We start from the raw sequence: 15,312 nt of genomic DNA, 5'->3' as shown, positions 1-15,312 counted from the left end.
ATCGACTACTTAAAATTCGTGCCGCGCTTCACGCGCTGCGAGGGTTAAGCCTGGACTGCCAGGCTCACTTCTTTTGCCACCCGTTCTGTCGCATCCGGGATAGCAACCGCGCGCGCGCGTTGTGCCATCTCCAGCAGTGCGTCTCTGTTCCAGCCCGCCAGGGTGGTGGCGACCGCATCGGCGGTAAATTGTGGCTGTTCAAAAATTTTCGCCGCGCCGGCTTTCTCAAGCGGCAGCGCATTCCAGTACTGCTGTCGGTCTTTGTGCTGGAACGGCACGAACAGCGCGGGTAAACCGGCGGCGGCAATTTCGCTCACCGTCAACGCCCCCGAGCGGCAGACCACGACATCGGCCCAGGCATAGGCTGCGGCCATATCGTCAATAAATTCCGTCACTTTATGCTGCGGTTTTCCCGCTTCGGCATAAGCCTGCTCAACGGTCTGCTGAGCGCCTTTTCCGCTCTGGTGCCAGATCGTCACGGCATCCCCCAGCTTTGCCGCCACCTGCGGCATCGTCTGGTTTAAAATACGCGCCCCCTGAGACCCACCGACAACCAGCACACGAACCGGACCTTCACGTCCCGCCAGGCGGGCATCCGGCAGCGGTAGCGCCAGCACGTCCACGCGCACCGGGTTGCCCACCACGTCCGCTTTCGGGAACGCGCCGGGAAACGCCTGCATCACTTTGGTCGCGATTTTCGCCAGCCACTTGTTGGTCAGGCCGGCAATACCGTTCTGCTCATGCAGCACAACGGGAATACCCAATGACCATGCGGCCAGCCCGCCGGGTCCAGAGACATAGCCGCCCATGCCCAGCACCACATCGGGCTTAAAGCGCTTCATGATGGTCCGCGCCTGACGCCAGGCGTTGAAAATACGCACCGGTGCCAGCAGCATGGCCTTGAGGCCTTTTCCCCGCAGGCCAGAAATTCGAATAAAGTCGATCTCGATACCGTGCTTCGGTACCAGGTCGGCCTCCATGCGGTCTGCGGTTCCCAGCCAGCGTACCTGCCAGCCCTGATCCATTAAATGGTGCGCAACCGCCAGTCCCGGGAACACGTGTCCGCCGGTACCGCCCGCCATCACCATTAACCGCTTCGGTTGATTCATCGTGAACCTCGTGTAAACGCCTGGGCTTTCTCCAGACGCGTCTCATAATCTATGCGTAACAAAAACATAATGGCCGTCGACATGATCAACAGACTCGAACCACCATAGCTGATCAGCGGCAACGTCAGACCTTTGGTCGGCAGCATACCCGCTGCGGCCCCGACGTTAACCAGCGCCTGGAAGCTAAACCAGATACCAATTGAGCAGGCTAAGAAGCCTGAGAAGCGGTGATCGATCTCCAGCGCTTTCCGGCCGATGGACATAGCACGGAAAGCGACGAAGAATACCATTAATAGCGCTAATACCACACCGATATAACCCAGTTCTTCCCCAATAATGGAGAAGATGAAGTCAGTATGCGCTTCCGGTAAATACTCCAGTTTCTGAACCGAATTGCCCAGGCCTTGTCCCCAGACTTCACCGCGGCCAAACGCCATCAGCGACTGCGTCAGCTGATAACCGCTGCCGAACGGATCTTCCCAGGGGTTCCAGAATGAGGTCACGCGGCGGATACGGTAAGGCTCAGCGAGGATCAGCAGCACCACCGCTGATATCCCCATTCCGATAATGGCAATGAACTGCCACAGCTTGGCCCCTGCCAGGAACAGCATCGCCAGCGTCGTCACGAACAGCACCACCACAGTACCGAGGTCAGGCTGCGCCAGCAGCAGGATCGCCAGCACCAGAATCACGCCCATCGGCTTTAAGAAACCGCGAAGGTTATTACGCACCTCATCGACCTTACGGACCAGGTAGTTCGCCAGATAGCAGAACAATGAAAGCTTGGTAAATTCCGCTGGCTGAATACGCAGCGGGCCGAAGGCGATCCAGCGCGATGCCCCGTTAACGGAGCTCCCGACAACCAGCACGATCAACAGCATGATGATAGAAGCGATCAGCATCGCGGTACTGTGCCGCTGCCAGAACGCCATCGGCAGACGAAGCGTCACCAGCGCCAGGCAAAACGCCAGAATGATGTACAGCCCGTCACGCTTGGCGAACAGGAAGGGATCGTTCGCCAAACGCTGCCCGACGGGCATGGAAGCCGAGGTCACCATGATAAAGCCGATCGCCGCCAGCCCCAGCGTCAGCCAGAACAGGGTGCGGTCGTACATAATCAGGCTATCGGAATCTTTATCCCGTGAAGCCATCACCCAGCCTTTCAGCGCCGCAAACAGCCACACCAGGATCCCAAATCCTGGCAGGCGCGGCATTTTCAGGCGAGGGAGAGATAAACGCATCAGCCTAACTCCTTCGCAAGGCGGGTAAAGACATCGCCACGCTGTTCGAAATTCTTAAACTGATCGAGACTGGCGCACGCCGGGGAGAGCAGAACCATGTCGCCAGGCTGTACGCGCGGGGCGATCAGGCGCATCGCCTGTTCCATCGTTTCAGTTTGCTCGGCAATTTCCGGGCGTAGTTCAGCCAGCTCGCTGCCGTCGCGGCCAAAGCAGTACAGGCGGATGTTATCGCCGGTGAGATACGGCTTCAGGGAGGAGAAATCTGCGGATTTGCCGTCTCCACCCAACAGCAGATGCAGGGTACCGTCAACGTGCAGACCGTTCAGCGCGGCCTCCGTGCTTCCCACGTTGGTCGCTTTGGAGTCGTTAATCCAGCGCACGCCGTTATGCTCCAGCGCCAGCTGGAAACGGTGCGCCAGGCCGGAAAACGTGGTCAACGCTTTCAGGCTGGAAGAGCGCGGCAGCCCTACGGCATCCGCAAGCGCCAGCGCCGCCAGGGCATTGGTGTAGTTGTGCTGGCCGGAAAGCTTCATCTCTTTCACGTTCAGCACTTTCTCGCCTTTCACGCGCAGCCAGGTTTCTCCCAACTGACGGTTCAGATGATAATCACCCATGGTGATACCAAAGCTGATACAGCGCTCGTCCGCGCCACGCACGGGCATGGTCAGCGCGTCATCGGCGTTAACCACGCAGACTTTGGCGTTTTCGTATACGCGCAGCTTGGCCGCGCGGTACTGCTGCAGACCAAATGGATACCGGTCCATATGATCTTCAGTCACGTTGAGGATTGTTGCCGCCGCCGCATGCAGGCTGGAGGTGGTTTCAAGCTGGAAGCTGGAAAGTTCCAGAACGTACAGCTCGCAGCCTTTGTCCAGCAGCATCAGCGCGGGCAGACCGATATTGCCGCCTACCCCTACGTTCATGCCTGCGGCTTTTGCCATTTCACCCACCAGGGTGGTAACGGTGCTTTTGCCGTTAGAACCGGTGATCGCGATAACCGGCGCCTGCGCTTCGCGGCAGAACAGTTCGATATCGCCAACAATCTCAACGCCCGCATCCGCGGCAGCGCTCAATGAAGGGTGCGCCAGCGCCATTCCCGGGCTGGCGACAATCAGATCGGCTGCCAGCAGCCAGTCATCATTCAGACCACCAAGGTGGCGTTCAACCTGTTCCGGCAGCTTGTCCAGACCCGGCGGAGAGACACGCGTATCCATCACGCGCGGCGTAACGCCGCGCGCAAGGAAAAAGTCCACGCAGGAGAGGCCTGTAAGGCCTAACCCGATGATAACGACTTTTTTGCCCTGGTAATCTGCCATGATTAACGTACCTTCAGCGTTGCCAGGCCAATCAGCACCAGCATCAGCGAAATAATCCAGAAGCGCACAATCACGCGCGGCTCCGGCCAGCCTTTCAGTTCATAGTGGTGGTGGATCGGCGCCATACGGAAGATGCGCTGACCGCGCAGCTTGAAGGAGCCAACCTGCAAAATCACCGACAGGGTCTCAACCACAAACACGCCGCCCATGATCACCAGCAGGAACTCCTGACGCAGCAGTACGGCGATAATGCCGAGCGCACCGCCTAAAGCCAGAGAACCGACGTCGCCCATAAAGACCTGCGCCGGGTAGGTGTTGAACCACAGGAAGCCCAGCCCCGCGCCAACAATCGCCGTACAGACGATCACCAGCTCACCCGCGTGGCGCAGATAAGGGATGTGCAGGTAGTTCGCAAAGTTCATGTTACCGGTCGCCCACGCCACCAGCGCGAAACCGGCGGCCACAAAGACGGTTGGCATAATGGCCAGGCCATCCAGACCGTCGGTCAGGTTAACGGCGTTGCCTGTGCCAACAATCACAAAGTAGGCCAGCAGGATGTAGAACAGCCCCAGTTGCGGCATCACGTCTTTAAAGAACGGCACCACCAGCTCGGTGGCAGGCGTGTCTTTCCCGGCCAGATACAGCGCGAAGGCCACGCCCAGCGCAATCACTGACATCCAGAAATACTTCCAGCGGGCGATCAGGCCCTTCGTGTCTTTGCGGACGACTTTGCGGTAATCATCCACAAACCCGATAATGCCGTAGCCCACCAGCACGGTCAGCACGCACCAGACGTACGGGTTGGACGGGTAGGCCCACAGCAGCACGGAAACAACGATCGCGGTAAGGATCATGATCCCGCCCATCGTCGGCGTACCGCGCTTGCTGAAGTGCGACTCCGGACCGTCGTTACGTACGACCTGGCCGAATGAGAGTTTTTGCAGACGGGCAATCATGCGCGGGCCCATCCACAACGAGATGAACAGCGCAGTCAGCAGGCTGACGATGGCGCGAAACGTCAGATACGAAAAGACGTTAAAGCCAGAATAATATTTGACCAAATGTTCGGCCAGCCAAACTAACATGTCCCGTTCTCCTGTAATGCGTGCACAACCTCTTCCATGGCGGCACTACGTGAACCTTTCACTAACACTGTCACAATTTGTTTTTCTGTAATTAATGCCTTAAGGCGCTCAATTAAGGCGGCTTTATCGGCAAAATGTTCGCCAACGCCGCTGGCACGGCTAATCGCCTGGCTCAGTTTTCCTGCGCTCAGCACGCAGTCCAGCCCCGCCGCTTTTGCCGCTTCACCGACCTGGGTATGACAGGCTTCGCTTTCATCGCCCAGCTCGGCCATATCGCCAACCACCATGATGCGGTAGCCCGGCATTTCAGATAATACCTGCACCGCCGCCGTCATCGAGCCGACGTTCGCGTTGTAGGAGTCATCCAGCAGCAGCTTGTTTTCCGAAAGCTGAATCGGGAACAGACGTCCCGGCACGGCTTTCAGGTTCGCCAGCCCCGCTTTGATCGCCTCATGCGACGCGCCCACCGCCGTCGATAACGCCGCTGCCGCAAGCGCATTGGCGATGTTATGGCGTCCCGGCAGCGGCAGCAGCACGTCTACGCCACCCGTCGGGGTGGTGAGGGTGAACTCCGTACCGTGCGACGTCACATGGATATTGGTCGCGGTAAAGTCACTGTTGGCCGCATTCGGCGAGAAGCGCCAGGTTTTACGCGAACCAATGATGCTTTGCCAGTTCAGCCAGTCGTTGTTATCGGCGTTAAGAATGGCAATACCGTCATCCGGCAGGCCGGTGTAAATCTCACCTTTCGCTTTCGCCACGCCTTCCAGCGAGCCGAAGCCTTCAAGATGCGCCGCCGCCAGGTTATTCACCAGCGCCGCTTCCGGGCGAGTCAGGCTTACGGTCCAGGCGATTTCGCCCTGGTGGTTTGCCCCTAACTCAATCACCGCAAATTCATGTTCTTTGGTCAGGCGAAGTAATGTCATCGGCACGCCGATGTCATTATTGAGGTTGCCCGCGGTATAGAGCGTATTGCCACAGTGGCTGAGGATCGCCGCCGTCATCTCTTTCACCGACGTTTTGCCTGATGACCCGGTCAGTGCGACAACGCGAGCAGGTACCTGCTGACGCACCCAGGCAGCCAGCTCACCGAACGCGAGACGCGTATCGTTCACCACAATCTGCGGCAGATCGATATCGAGCCTGCGGCTGACGAGCAGCGCACCGGCGCCGTTCTCTTTGGCCTGTTCTGCAAAATCATGCGCGTCAAAACGCTCGCCTTTCAGCGCCACAAACAGACAGCCCGCAGTAATTTTGCGGGTGTCCGTCGTCACGGCATCAATGGTCAGGTCTTGCCCGTGCAGGTCGCCCTGCAGGATGGCAGCGGCCTGACGTAACGTGATGCTAATCATGCCACTACTCCCAGCAGGCGTGCTGCCGTTACGCGGTCCGAGTAGTCCAGACGGCGATTGCCAACAATCTGATAATCTTCATGCCCTTTGCCCGCCAGCAGAACAACATCATTCTCCTGCGCCTGCATAATGGTGTTGGTCACGGCTTCCGCACGGCCTTCCACCACGCGGGCACGACCGGCGTCCAGCATTCCCGCCAGAATGTCGTTGATGATGGCGCGCGGCTCTTCGGTACGCGGGTTGTCATCGGTCACAACCGGAATATCCGCGAACTGCTCGGCAATAGCCCCCATCAGCGGGCGTTTGCCTTTATCGCGATCGCCGCCGCAGCCAAACACGCACCAGAGCTTACCAGTGCAGTGCAGGCGCGCTGCTTCCAGCGCTTTTTCCAGCGCGTCCGGGGTGTGGGCATAATCAACCACTACGGTCGGTTTACCCGGCGCGCTGAACACTTCCATACGGCCGCAAACCGGCTGCAGACGCGTTGACGTTTCCAGCAGTTCCGCCATCGGATAACCCAGCGCCAGCAACGTCGCCAGCGCCAGCAGCAGGTTGCTGACGTTAAACGCCCCCATCAGGCGGCTTTCAATTTCACCTTCCCCCCAGGAAGAGGCAAAGCGGATCGTCGCGCCGCTGTCGTGATAGTTAACGTCAACGGCCTTCAGCCAGCGGCCGTGGCAGTTCGGATTGATATGGTCTTCCATCGACACCGCAACCGCGTCCGGCAGCTTCGCAAGCCAGCGGCGGCCCACTTCGTCATCGGCGTTGATGATAGCCTGGCCGTAATGGTGAGTAGAGAACAGCAGCCATTTCGCGGCTTCGTAGTGCTCCATATCACCATGGTAATCAAGGTGATCGCGGCTCAGGTTGGTGAACACTGAAGCAGCAAATTTCAGCGCCGCGACGCGGTGCTGAACCAGACCGTGCGAAGAGACTTCCATCGCGGCAAAGGTTGCCCCCTGCCCTGCCAGACCGGCAAGCACATGCTGTACGTCAACCGCCGAGCCGGTGGTGTTTTCCGTCGGGCTCACTTTGCCCAGCAGGCCGTTGCCTACGGTGCCCATCACGGCCCCCGTTTCACCCAGCAGCTGAGCCCACTGCGCCATCAGCTGCGTGGTGGTGGTTTTTCCGTTCGTGCCCGTCACGCCAACCAGACGCAGCTGGTCAGAAGGTTCGTGATAAAAACGTCCTGCCAGTGCAGAGAGACGCTCATTCAACTGGCTGAGATAGACAACCGGCACCCCGTGAATTTCACGGATCTCACCGTCGGTTGCCTCGTCTTTGGCCTCAGCAATAATGGCAGCAACACCTTGCGCAATCGCCTGCGGGATATAACGACGCCCGTCCGCCTGATGACCGACCACCGCCACAAAAAGATCGCCAGAAGCAGCCACGCGGCTGTCCAGTACCATCTCTCGTAGTGCTCGCGCAGGTAGCATAGGCACCCACGGAGCGAGAAGGTCGCGCAAATTACGATCTGCCACCTGTACCCTCGCCTTGATTAATTACAAATTCACTTTTTTCACCCGTCGCCAGCGCATCCGGTTCAACGTTCATGGTGCGTAACACGCCGCCCATGATGGCGCCAAACACAGGCGCAGAAACGGCGCCGCCGTAGTATTTACCCGCCTGTGGATCGTTAATGACGACCACAAGCGCAAAACGCGGATTGCTTGCAGGCGCAACGCCTGCGGTATAGGCAATGTATTTGTTGATGTAGCGACCGTCTGGCCCCACCTTTTTCGCCGTACCGGTTTTAATGGCGATGCGGTAGCCTTTAATGGCCGCCTTCACGCCGCCGCCACCCGGCAGCGCCACGCTTTCCATCATGTGCACAACGGTACGAACGATGGATTCCGGGAAGATACGCTCGCCCGGAACCGGTGGATCAACTTTGGTGATGGACAGCGGGCGATAGACGCCATAGCTGCCAATCGTTGCGTAGACTCGCGCTAACTGTAGCGGGGTTACCATTAGCCCGTAGCCGAAAGAGAAGGTGGCCCTCTCTATGTCAGACCACCGTTGTTTTTGAGGATATAAGCCACTGCGTTCTCCGACCAACCCCAAATTGGTCGCCTTTCCCAGTCCAAAACGTGAGTAAGTCTCTACTAACGCTGAGGACGGCATCGCTAACGCCAGCTTTGAAACACCGACGTTACTCGACTTCTGTAACACCCCGGTCAGGGTCAATTCGCTGTAGCGCGCCACGTCTTTAATCTCGTGGCCGTTAATACGGTAAGGGATCGTGTTCAGGACCGTGTTTTCATTGACTATACCGCGCTGAAGCGCCGTCATCACCACCATCGGTTTCACCGTGGAGCCGGGTTCGAACACGTCAGTAATCGCCCGGTTACGCATCGCATCTTTTGCGGTGCCGGTAAAGTTATTCGGGTTGTAGGACGGACTGTTGGCCATGGCCAGCACTTCGCCAGTACTGACATCCACCAGCACGGCGCTGCCTGACTCGGCCTTGTTAAACGCCACGGCGTTGTTGAGCTCGCGGTAGACCAGCGCCTGCAGGCGCTCGTCAATACTCAGGGCCAGGTTATGCGCCGCCTGGCTGTCCGTAGAGGAGATATCTTCGATGACGCGCCCGTAGCGGTCCTTACGCACAATTCGCTCGCCCGGCTGGCCGGTGAGCCACTTATCGAAACTTTTTTCAACGCCCTCAATCCCCTGGCTGTCGACGTTGGTGAAGCCAATGAGGTGAGCGGTTACTTCACCGGACGGATAGTAACGACGGGATTCTTCGCGCAGATGAATGCCCGGCAGCTTCAGTTTTCGAATGTAGTCCGCCATGTCAGGGTTAACCTGGCGCGCCAGATAGATAAAACGCCCTTTCGGGTTCGCGTTGACGCGGGAGGCAAGCTGATCCAGCGGCATTTTGAGCGCATCTGACAGCGCTTTCCAGCGGTTATCAAGCGTGATGCCACCGGCATCATGCAGCTCTTTCGGGTCGGCCCAGATCGCTTTCACCGGCACGCTCACCGCCAGCGGGCGGCCTGAACGGTCGGTTATCATTCCGCGAGAAGTCGACACTTCCTGAACGCGAAGGGAGCGCATATCTCCCTGGCGTACCAGCATGTCAGGGGCGATGATTTGCAGCCACGCCACGCGCCCCAGCAGGAAACCCAGCGCCAGTAAAATGCAGCCGCAAAGCAACGCAAAACGCCAACTGATAAAGTTGGCCTGTTCTTCCTGACGTTTTGGTTTTAGCGTTTTTGCCGCTGCTTTCATGCGTCGCGTTTTCCCTTATTTTTGTACTACGATATTTTCCTGGGAAGGATCAACATGCTGCAGTTGCAGCTTTTCCGTTGCGATCCGTTCAACCCGGCTGTGATCGCCGAGCGCGTTTTCTTCAAGGATCAGATTTCGCCATTCAATATCCAGCGCATCGCGTTCCAGCACCAGCTGCTCGCGCTGCGCAGTCAATAAACGTGTATGGTGAGCCGTGGTCACCACCGTAACTGCCGTAACAATGATGCAAATGAACAGGCAGAGTGGCAGCTTCCCAAACCGCAAAAGATCGTCGCCGATCACGCCAGGCAAAGCATGGCGCTCGTTGCTTCCTAACGATCCCTTAACTTTGCTTAGGGTCTCTGTCACTCTGCCGATCATGCGTTCGTCCTCTCTGCAACTCGCAGCACTGAACTACGGGCGCGTGGATTCTCTGCCACCTCTTCTTCGCCCGGCATCAACTTGCCTAATGCTCGCAACTGACGGCCACCCAGCTTCCTGAGTTGTTCTTCCGTCATCGGCAGCCCCGCTGGCACTTGTGGACCGCGGCTCTGTTCACGCATGAAGCGTTTCACAATGCGGTCTTCCAGCGAATGGAAGCTGATGATGGATAACCGCCCACCCGGGGCCAGCACGTCGAGCGAGCTTTTTAGCGCCAGCTCTATTTCCTCCAGTTCACTGTTTACCCAGATGCGAACCGCCTGGAAGGTACGGGTCGCGGGATGTTTGTGCTTATCCTTCACCGGCGTCGCCGCCGCGATCACTTCGGCCAGCTCTTTGGTGCGGGTCATTGGCTCAACGCGGTTGCGCTCAACGATGGCGCGCGCAATGCGCTTGCCAAAACGTTCTTCGCCAAAGGTTTTGATCACCCAGGCAATATCCGCTTCGTCAGCGGTCTGCAGCCATTCGGCGGCAGACTGGCCACGCGTCGGGTCCATACGCATGTCCAGCGGACCGTCGCGCATAAAGGAGAAGCCGCGTTCTGCATCATCAAGCTGGGGTGAAGAGACGCCAAGATCGAGAAGAATCCCGTCGATCTTGCCCGTAAGATCGCGCTCGGCAACGTAATCCGCGAGCGCAGAGAAAGGTCCATGCACGATGGAAAAGCGTGGGTCATTGATGGTCTGTGCAACGGCAATCGCCTGCGGATCGCGATCGATTGCCAGCAGACGCCCTTCCTCTCCAAGCTGGGAGAGGATCAAACGCGAGTGACCACCGCGACCAAACGTGCCATCAATGTAGATGCCATCCGGACGAATGTTCAGGCCGTTCACGGCCTCGTCCAGCAGCACCGTTTTGTGTTTATAATTTTCCATCATATTTATAGAGACAAGTCCTGCAGCCGTTCCGATAAAGTTGCGGAATCAGACTGCTCAGCGTCGATATCTTCCTTGACCTGTTGATACCAGGTCGTTTCGTCCCACAGTTCAAACTTGTTGAACTGTCCGACCAGCATCACTTCTTTGGTCAGACCGGCATGTTGCCGCAGCACGGGCGCAATCAGTAATCGCCCGGCGCTATCCATCTGACACTCACTGGCATGTCCCAATAACAGCCGCTGCACGCGGCGCTCTTGCGGGTTCATGCTCGACAGTCGCGACAGCTTTTGCTCAATAATTTCCCATTCAGGTAAGGGGTAAAGCAGCAGGCAGGGGGAGTTGATGTCAATGGTGCAAACCATTTGACCCGAAGCGTTCTCAATCAGCTGGTCGCGATATCGGGTTGGGACCGATAAACGCCCTTTGCTGTCGAGATTGACTAACGTAGCTCCACGGAACATGCCAGTCTCACCCCTCCTCACCACTTTAACCCACAAATTCCCACCTAAAGGAGTTTACGGAGCGAGGGAAAAGCTTGTCAAGCCAGGACTCTCCCTATAAGGACCCGAAAGGCCGCTATTTACAGAGATAAACAGACCTGGCTAATAACTGCACAACTGGCGAGGCAAAATTAACGTTATGAATATTTGTAAGAAAAAAACCGAATATGCACACTAGCGTTAAGGCTCACTCAATATCATCGCAGATAAATATAAAGTGTCAGTTTGCGACGCGGGCAGCATTTTATGACAGATTCTCTGGGGATAACAGCGCCAGATTCACGCAAGCGGACGGTGAAGGCAGCGGCTGCGTTGCTGGCCGGTCAAGGGGGAAGGAAAAACGGCTGAATATTCATCGACCGAAGAGGGTTTGTAACAAAATAATACAAAGATAGGCTTTTAAAATGGCTTCGTGATTCTTTAAGGACCATTTAAAACGACAAAATGAATTAGGAAAAATAGTAGATTATGATCTCTCAAGAATTATCCTAATTTCATTGCGGGAATTAACTCGGCAAATTATTTCAGTAAAAAGGGGCGGTTTGCGCCGCCCCGTCATTTCATTTATGGCGGCTCAAAATTCCGCGATGATAGAGATTACGTTTGATACGCGTCAGACCCGGCTTCGGTTTTCGCGGCTCATCCAGGCTCGCCAGAACAATCTCCAGGACGCGCTCAGCTACATCGCGGTGACGCTGAGCCACTGCCAGCACCGGGCACTGAAGGAAATCGAGAAGCTCGTTATCCCCGAACGTGGCAATCGCCAGGTCGGAGGGAAGCTTGCCTTCACGACGTAAGGTGACATCCATCACCCCCTGCAGAAGAGCAAACGACGTGGTGAACAGCGCCTGGGGCATCGGGTGCGTCTCCAGCCATTTTTCGAACAGCTGCGCAGCGGCTTCGCGTTCATAGCTGTTGGCATAGAGATAGTGGACTTCACGCGGATCGTCTTTCCAGGCGGTTCTGAACCCCTGCTCACGCAGGAAGCTCACGGAAAGCTCAGGCAGCGCGCCAAGATACAGCACCGTTTCAGCGGGGAAAGTTCTCAGCTCAGCGGCCAGCATTTCCGCGTCATCCTGATCGGCACCCACTACGCTTGTGAAATGCTCACGATCGAGTGCGCGGTCCAGCGCAACGATGGGGAAAGGATCGTTCGCCCAGCGCTGGTAGAACGGATGCTCCGGCGGTAAGGAGGTCGAGACGATGATGGCATCAACCTGACGCTGGAGCAGATGCTCAATGCAGCGCATCTCGTTATCGGGCTGGTCTTCAGAACAGGCGATCAGCAACTGGTAACCGCGCTGACGAGCCTGACGTTCAAGATAGTTGGCGATACGGGTATAGCTGGTGTTTTCCAGATCCGGGATCACCAGACCAATAGAGCGGGTGCGCCCGGCACGCAGGCCGGCAGCGACAGCATTCGGATGGTAGTTATGCTCACGAACCACCGCCATAACTTTTTCAACGGTCTTATCGCTGACACGGTACTGCTTTGCTTTGCCGTTAATCACATAGCTGGCCGTTGTTCGTGACACGCCGGCTAGCCGGGCGATTTCATCCAGTTTCACAATTGCCCCTTAAAAAAAGAAAAGAGTCCATGGCCCTGTCAAGGTTATGGTTAAATCTTTTAACATCTAAACGCAGAAAAGCCTTCGCGGCAACCGCTTTTATCTGCGTTGTCGGCTGATTACGCAAAAAAAAGCCCGGCTTTGGTGACCGGGCTGAAAGAGGCGAACCTTTTTAACAACTACCGCATGATTTTCTCGCCGCGTGACAGACCAACGATCCCCGATCTCGCCACCTCAACAATTTTTGCTACATCCCGCACGGACGCCAGGAAAGCGTCCAGCTTGTCACTGGTTCCGACCAGCTGAACCGTATAAAGAGAAGGCGTGACGTCGATGATCTGCCCGCGGAAGATATCCGCATTGCGTTTGACCTCTTCCCGCCCGTAACCGCTGGCCTGAATTTTTACCAGCATGACCTCACGCTCAACGTAAGCGCCCTGCCCCAGCTCGCTCACGCGCAGCACGTCGACCAGCTTATGCAGCTGTTTCTCGATCTGCTCAATCACCTTGGCGTCGCCAACGGTCTGAATCGTCATACGCGACAGCGTCGGATCGTCCGTTGGCGCTACGGTCAGGCTTTCAATGTTATAGCCGCGCTGCGCAAAAAGCCCAATGACGCGCGACAGTGCGCCAGACTCGTTTTCCAGTAATACCGATAATATCCGGCGCATATCAGGTTCTCTCCGTTTTACTTAACCACATCTCATCCATTCCGCCGCCGCGAATATGCATCGGATAAACGTGCTCGGTCCCATCAACGATGACATCCATAAAGACAAGGCGGTTGTTTTTAACGTGCTCAAGCGCTTCTGCGAGTTTCGTTTCCAGTTCAGCCGGATCGGTCACCCGCATCCCCACATGACCGTAAGCTTCAGCAAGACGAACAAAATCCGGCAGCGATTCCATGTACGACTGAGAGTGGCGGCCCGAGTAGATCATATCCTGCCACTGCTTCACCATGCCGAGATAGCCGTTGTTGAGGTTGAGCACCAGCACCGGCAGCTCATATTGCAGCGCGGTGGAGAGCTCCTGAATGTTCATCTGGATACTGCCGTCACCGGTCACGCAGACAACAGTTTCATTTGGCAGCGCCAGCTTAACGCCCAGCGCGGCAGGCAGGCCAAAGCCCATCGTGCCTAAACCACCCGAGTTGATCCAGTGACGAGGTTTATCAAACGGATAATAGAGGGCGGCAAACATTTGATGCTGGCCCACGTCAGAGGTTACATATGCATCGCCTTTCGTCAGTCGCCAGACCGCTTCGATGACCGCCTGCGGCTTAATATGCTCGCTTTGGGTGTCATATTTCAGACACTGCCGCGCGCGCCACTGCTCAATTTGCTGCCACCAGTCGCGGATCTCATCCAGCGGCTGAGCTGTGTTCTCCAGGGCCAGCAGATCCAGCATTTGTTCAAGGACCTGACGAGCGTCACCGACGATAGGTACATCAGCCGACACCGTTTTTGAAATTGAGGTTGGATCAATATCAATGTGCAGCACGGTGGCATTCGGGCAGTACTTCGCCAGGTTGTTGGTAGTACGATCGTCAAAACGCACGCCGACGGCAAAGATCACGTCAGAATGATGCATTGTCATGTTGGCTTCATAGGTACCGTGCATCCCTAACATGCCGAGCGCCTGACGGTGGGTGGCGGGAAATGCTCCAAGCCCCATCAGCGATGACGCAACAGGAAGATTGAGCTTTTCAACCAGTTCACGAAGCTGTGCCTCACACGCTGAATTGACAGCCCCGCCACCGACATAGACCACCGGTTTTTTTGCGGCCAGCAGCGTTTGCAGCGCGCGTTTGATCTGACCTTTGTGGCCCTGCGTTGTTGGGTTGTAAGAGCGCATGCTCACCGATTCCGGCCAGACATAAGGCAGCTTGTTTGCCGGGTTCAGGATATCTTTAGGGAGATCGACCACCACCGGCCCCGGGCGCCCGCTTGCCGCCAGCCAGAACGCCTTCTTCAGCACGCCAGGAATGTCTTCGGTTTGCTTTACCAGGAAGCTGTGCTTCACAACGGGACGCGAAATCCCGACCATGTCGCACTCCTGAAACGCATCATAGCCAATCAGTGATGTCGCGACCTGTCCGGAAAGGATCACCAGCGGAATAGAGTCCATGTACGCGGTCGCAATGCCGGTAATGGCGTTTGTCGCACCAGGCCCCGACGTGACCAGGACCACGCCCACTTCACCCGTCGCACGCGCCAGGCCATCGGCCATGTGCACCGCCGCCTGCTCATGGCGTACCAGCACATGGTCAATGCCCCCTACCGTATGCAGCGCATCATAAATATCAAGAACCGCACCGCCAGGATAGCCGAACACTTGCTTTACGCCCTGATCGATCAGCGACCGGACGACCATTTCCGCGCCAGACAACATCTCCATGCTTTGCCTCCAGGCATTTTGTTATAGACGGACCGCCGAATTCATTTCCGCACCGTCTTGCGATCGGGATGAACCCGTCTTCTATTTTGCAGAGTGATACTTACCTTAACCGCTCGTTATGAGGCAGGCAATTCGCAAACCAGGAGAGAGAAGAGGCCGTGAAAGCAGAAAAAACAGACATTGTCAGA

General features: G+C 56.8%; 13 protein-coding genes. All 13 read right to left on the bottom strand.

Annotated elements, in window-relative coordinates; all coding sequences use genetic code 11:
- Positions 1-44 precede the first annotated feature (44 nt).
- The 13 genes from murG to ilvI all read right to left on the bottom strand — a co-directional run bounded on the left by murG (position 45) and on the right by ilvI (position 15,124).
- Positions 45-1,109 (bottom strand): undecaprenyldiphospho-muramoylpentapeptide beta-N-acetylglucosaminyltransferase, encoded by a 1,065-nt coding sequence (murG, locus tag HBM95_03775; protein NIH42059.1) that lies wholly within the window; start codon positions 1,107-1,109, stop codon positions 45-47.
- Positions 1,106-2,350 (bottom strand): cell division protein FtsW, encoded by a 1,245-nt coding sequence (gene ftsW / locus HBM95_03770; GenBank protein NIH42058.1) that lies wholly within the window; start codon positions 2,348-2,350, stop codon positions 1,106-1,108. Before ftsW ends, murG begins: the two co-directional genes overlap by 4 nt.
- Positions 2,350-3,666, bottom strand: a complete 1,317-nt coding sequence (gene murD / locus HBM95_03765) for a UDP-N-acetylmuramoyl-L-alanine--D-glutamate ligase (GenBank protein ID NIH42057.1) — start codon at positions 3,664-3,666, stop codon at positions 2,350-2,352. The genes ftsW and murD overlap by 1 nt, the downstream gene beginning before the upstream one ends.
- 2 nt (positions 3,667-3,668) lie before the next feature.
- Complete coding sequence (mraY, locus tag HBM95_03760; GenBank protein ID NIH42056.1) at positions 3,669-4,751, bottom strand: phospho-N-acetylmuramoyl-pentapeptide-transferase; 1,083 nt, start codon at positions 4,749-4,751, stop codon at positions 3,669-3,671.
- Positions 4,745-6,103, bottom strand: coding sequence for a UDP-N-acetylmuramoyl-tripeptide--D-alanyl-D-alanine ligase (murF, locus tag HBM95_03755; protein ID NIH42055.1), 1,359 nt, complete (start codon positions 6,101-6,103; stop codon positions 4,745-4,747). The genes mraY and murF overlap by 7 nt, the downstream gene beginning before the upstream one ends.
- Positions 6,100-7,587, bottom strand: a complete 1,488-nt coding sequence (gene murE, locus HBM95_03750; protein ID NIH42054.1) for a UDP-N-acetylmuramoyl-L-alanyl-D-glutamate--2,6-diaminopimelate ligase — start codon at positions 7,585-7,587, stop codon at positions 6,100-6,102. The genes murF and murE overlap by 4 nt, the downstream gene beginning before the upstream one ends.
- Positions 7,574-9,340 (bottom strand): peptidoglycan glycosyltransferase FtsI, encoded by a 1,767-nt coding sequence (locus HBM95_03745; GenBank protein NIH42053.1) that lies wholly within the window; start codon positions 9,338-9,340, stop codon positions 7,574-7,576. Before HBM95_03745 ends, murE begins: the two co-directional genes overlap by 14 nt.
- Before the next feature lie 15 nt (positions 9,341-9,355).
- Entirely contained in the window at positions 9,356-9,721 is a 366-nt protein-coding gene (ftsL, locus tag HBM95_03740) for a cell division protein FtsL (protein NIH42052.1), read from the bottom strand.
- Positions 9,718-10,659, bottom strand: coding sequence for a 16S rRNA (cytosine(1402)-N(4))-methyltransferase RsmH (rsmH, locus tag HBM95_03735; protein NIH42051.1), 942 nt, complete (start codon positions 10,657-10,659; stop codon positions 9,718-9,720). Before rsmH ends, ftsL begins: the two co-directional genes overlap by 4 nt.
- 2 nt (positions 10,660-10,661) lie before the next feature.
- Positions 10,662-11,120 (bottom strand): division/cell wall cluster transcriptional repressor MraZ, encoded by a 459-nt coding sequence (gene mraZ / locus HBM95_03730; protein NIH42050.1) that lies wholly within the window; start codon positions 11,118-11,120, stop codon positions 10,662-10,664.
- Between the two features lie 599 nt (positions 11,121-11,719).
- The gene (gene cra, locus HBM95_03725) at positions 11,720-12,727 is read right to left on the bottom strand and encodes a catabolite repressor/activator (GenBank protein NIH42049.1); all 1,008 of its coding nucleotides are present in this window, start codon (positions 12,725-12,727) and stop codon (positions 11,720-11,722) included.
- Positions 12,728-12,906: 179 nt separating this feature from the next.
- Positions 12,907-13,398, bottom strand: coding sequence for an acetolactate synthase small subunit (gene ilvN / locus HBM95_03720; GenBank protein NIH42048.1), 492 nt, complete (start codon positions 13,396-13,398; stop codon positions 12,907-12,909).
- A gap of 1 nt (position 13,399) precedes the next feature.
- A complete protein-coding gene (gene ilvI, locus HBM95_03715; protein NIH42047.1) occupies positions 13,400-15,124 on the bottom strand; it encodes an acetolactate synthase 3 large subunit in 1,725 nt (574 codons plus the stop codon).
- Positions 15,125-15,312 lie beyond the last annotated feature (188 nt).

The sequence above is a fragment of the Enterobacter asburiae genome (genome assembly GCA_011754535.1).
In the GTDB taxonomy this organism is placed as follows: domain Bacteria; phylum Pseudomonadota; class Gammaproteobacteria; order Enterobacterales; family Enterobacteriaceae; genus Enterobacter; species Enterobacter cloacae_N.
The sequence above is the reverse complement of the archived record's forward strand: the minus strand, read 5'-3'. Positions and strand labels throughout refer to the sequence as shown.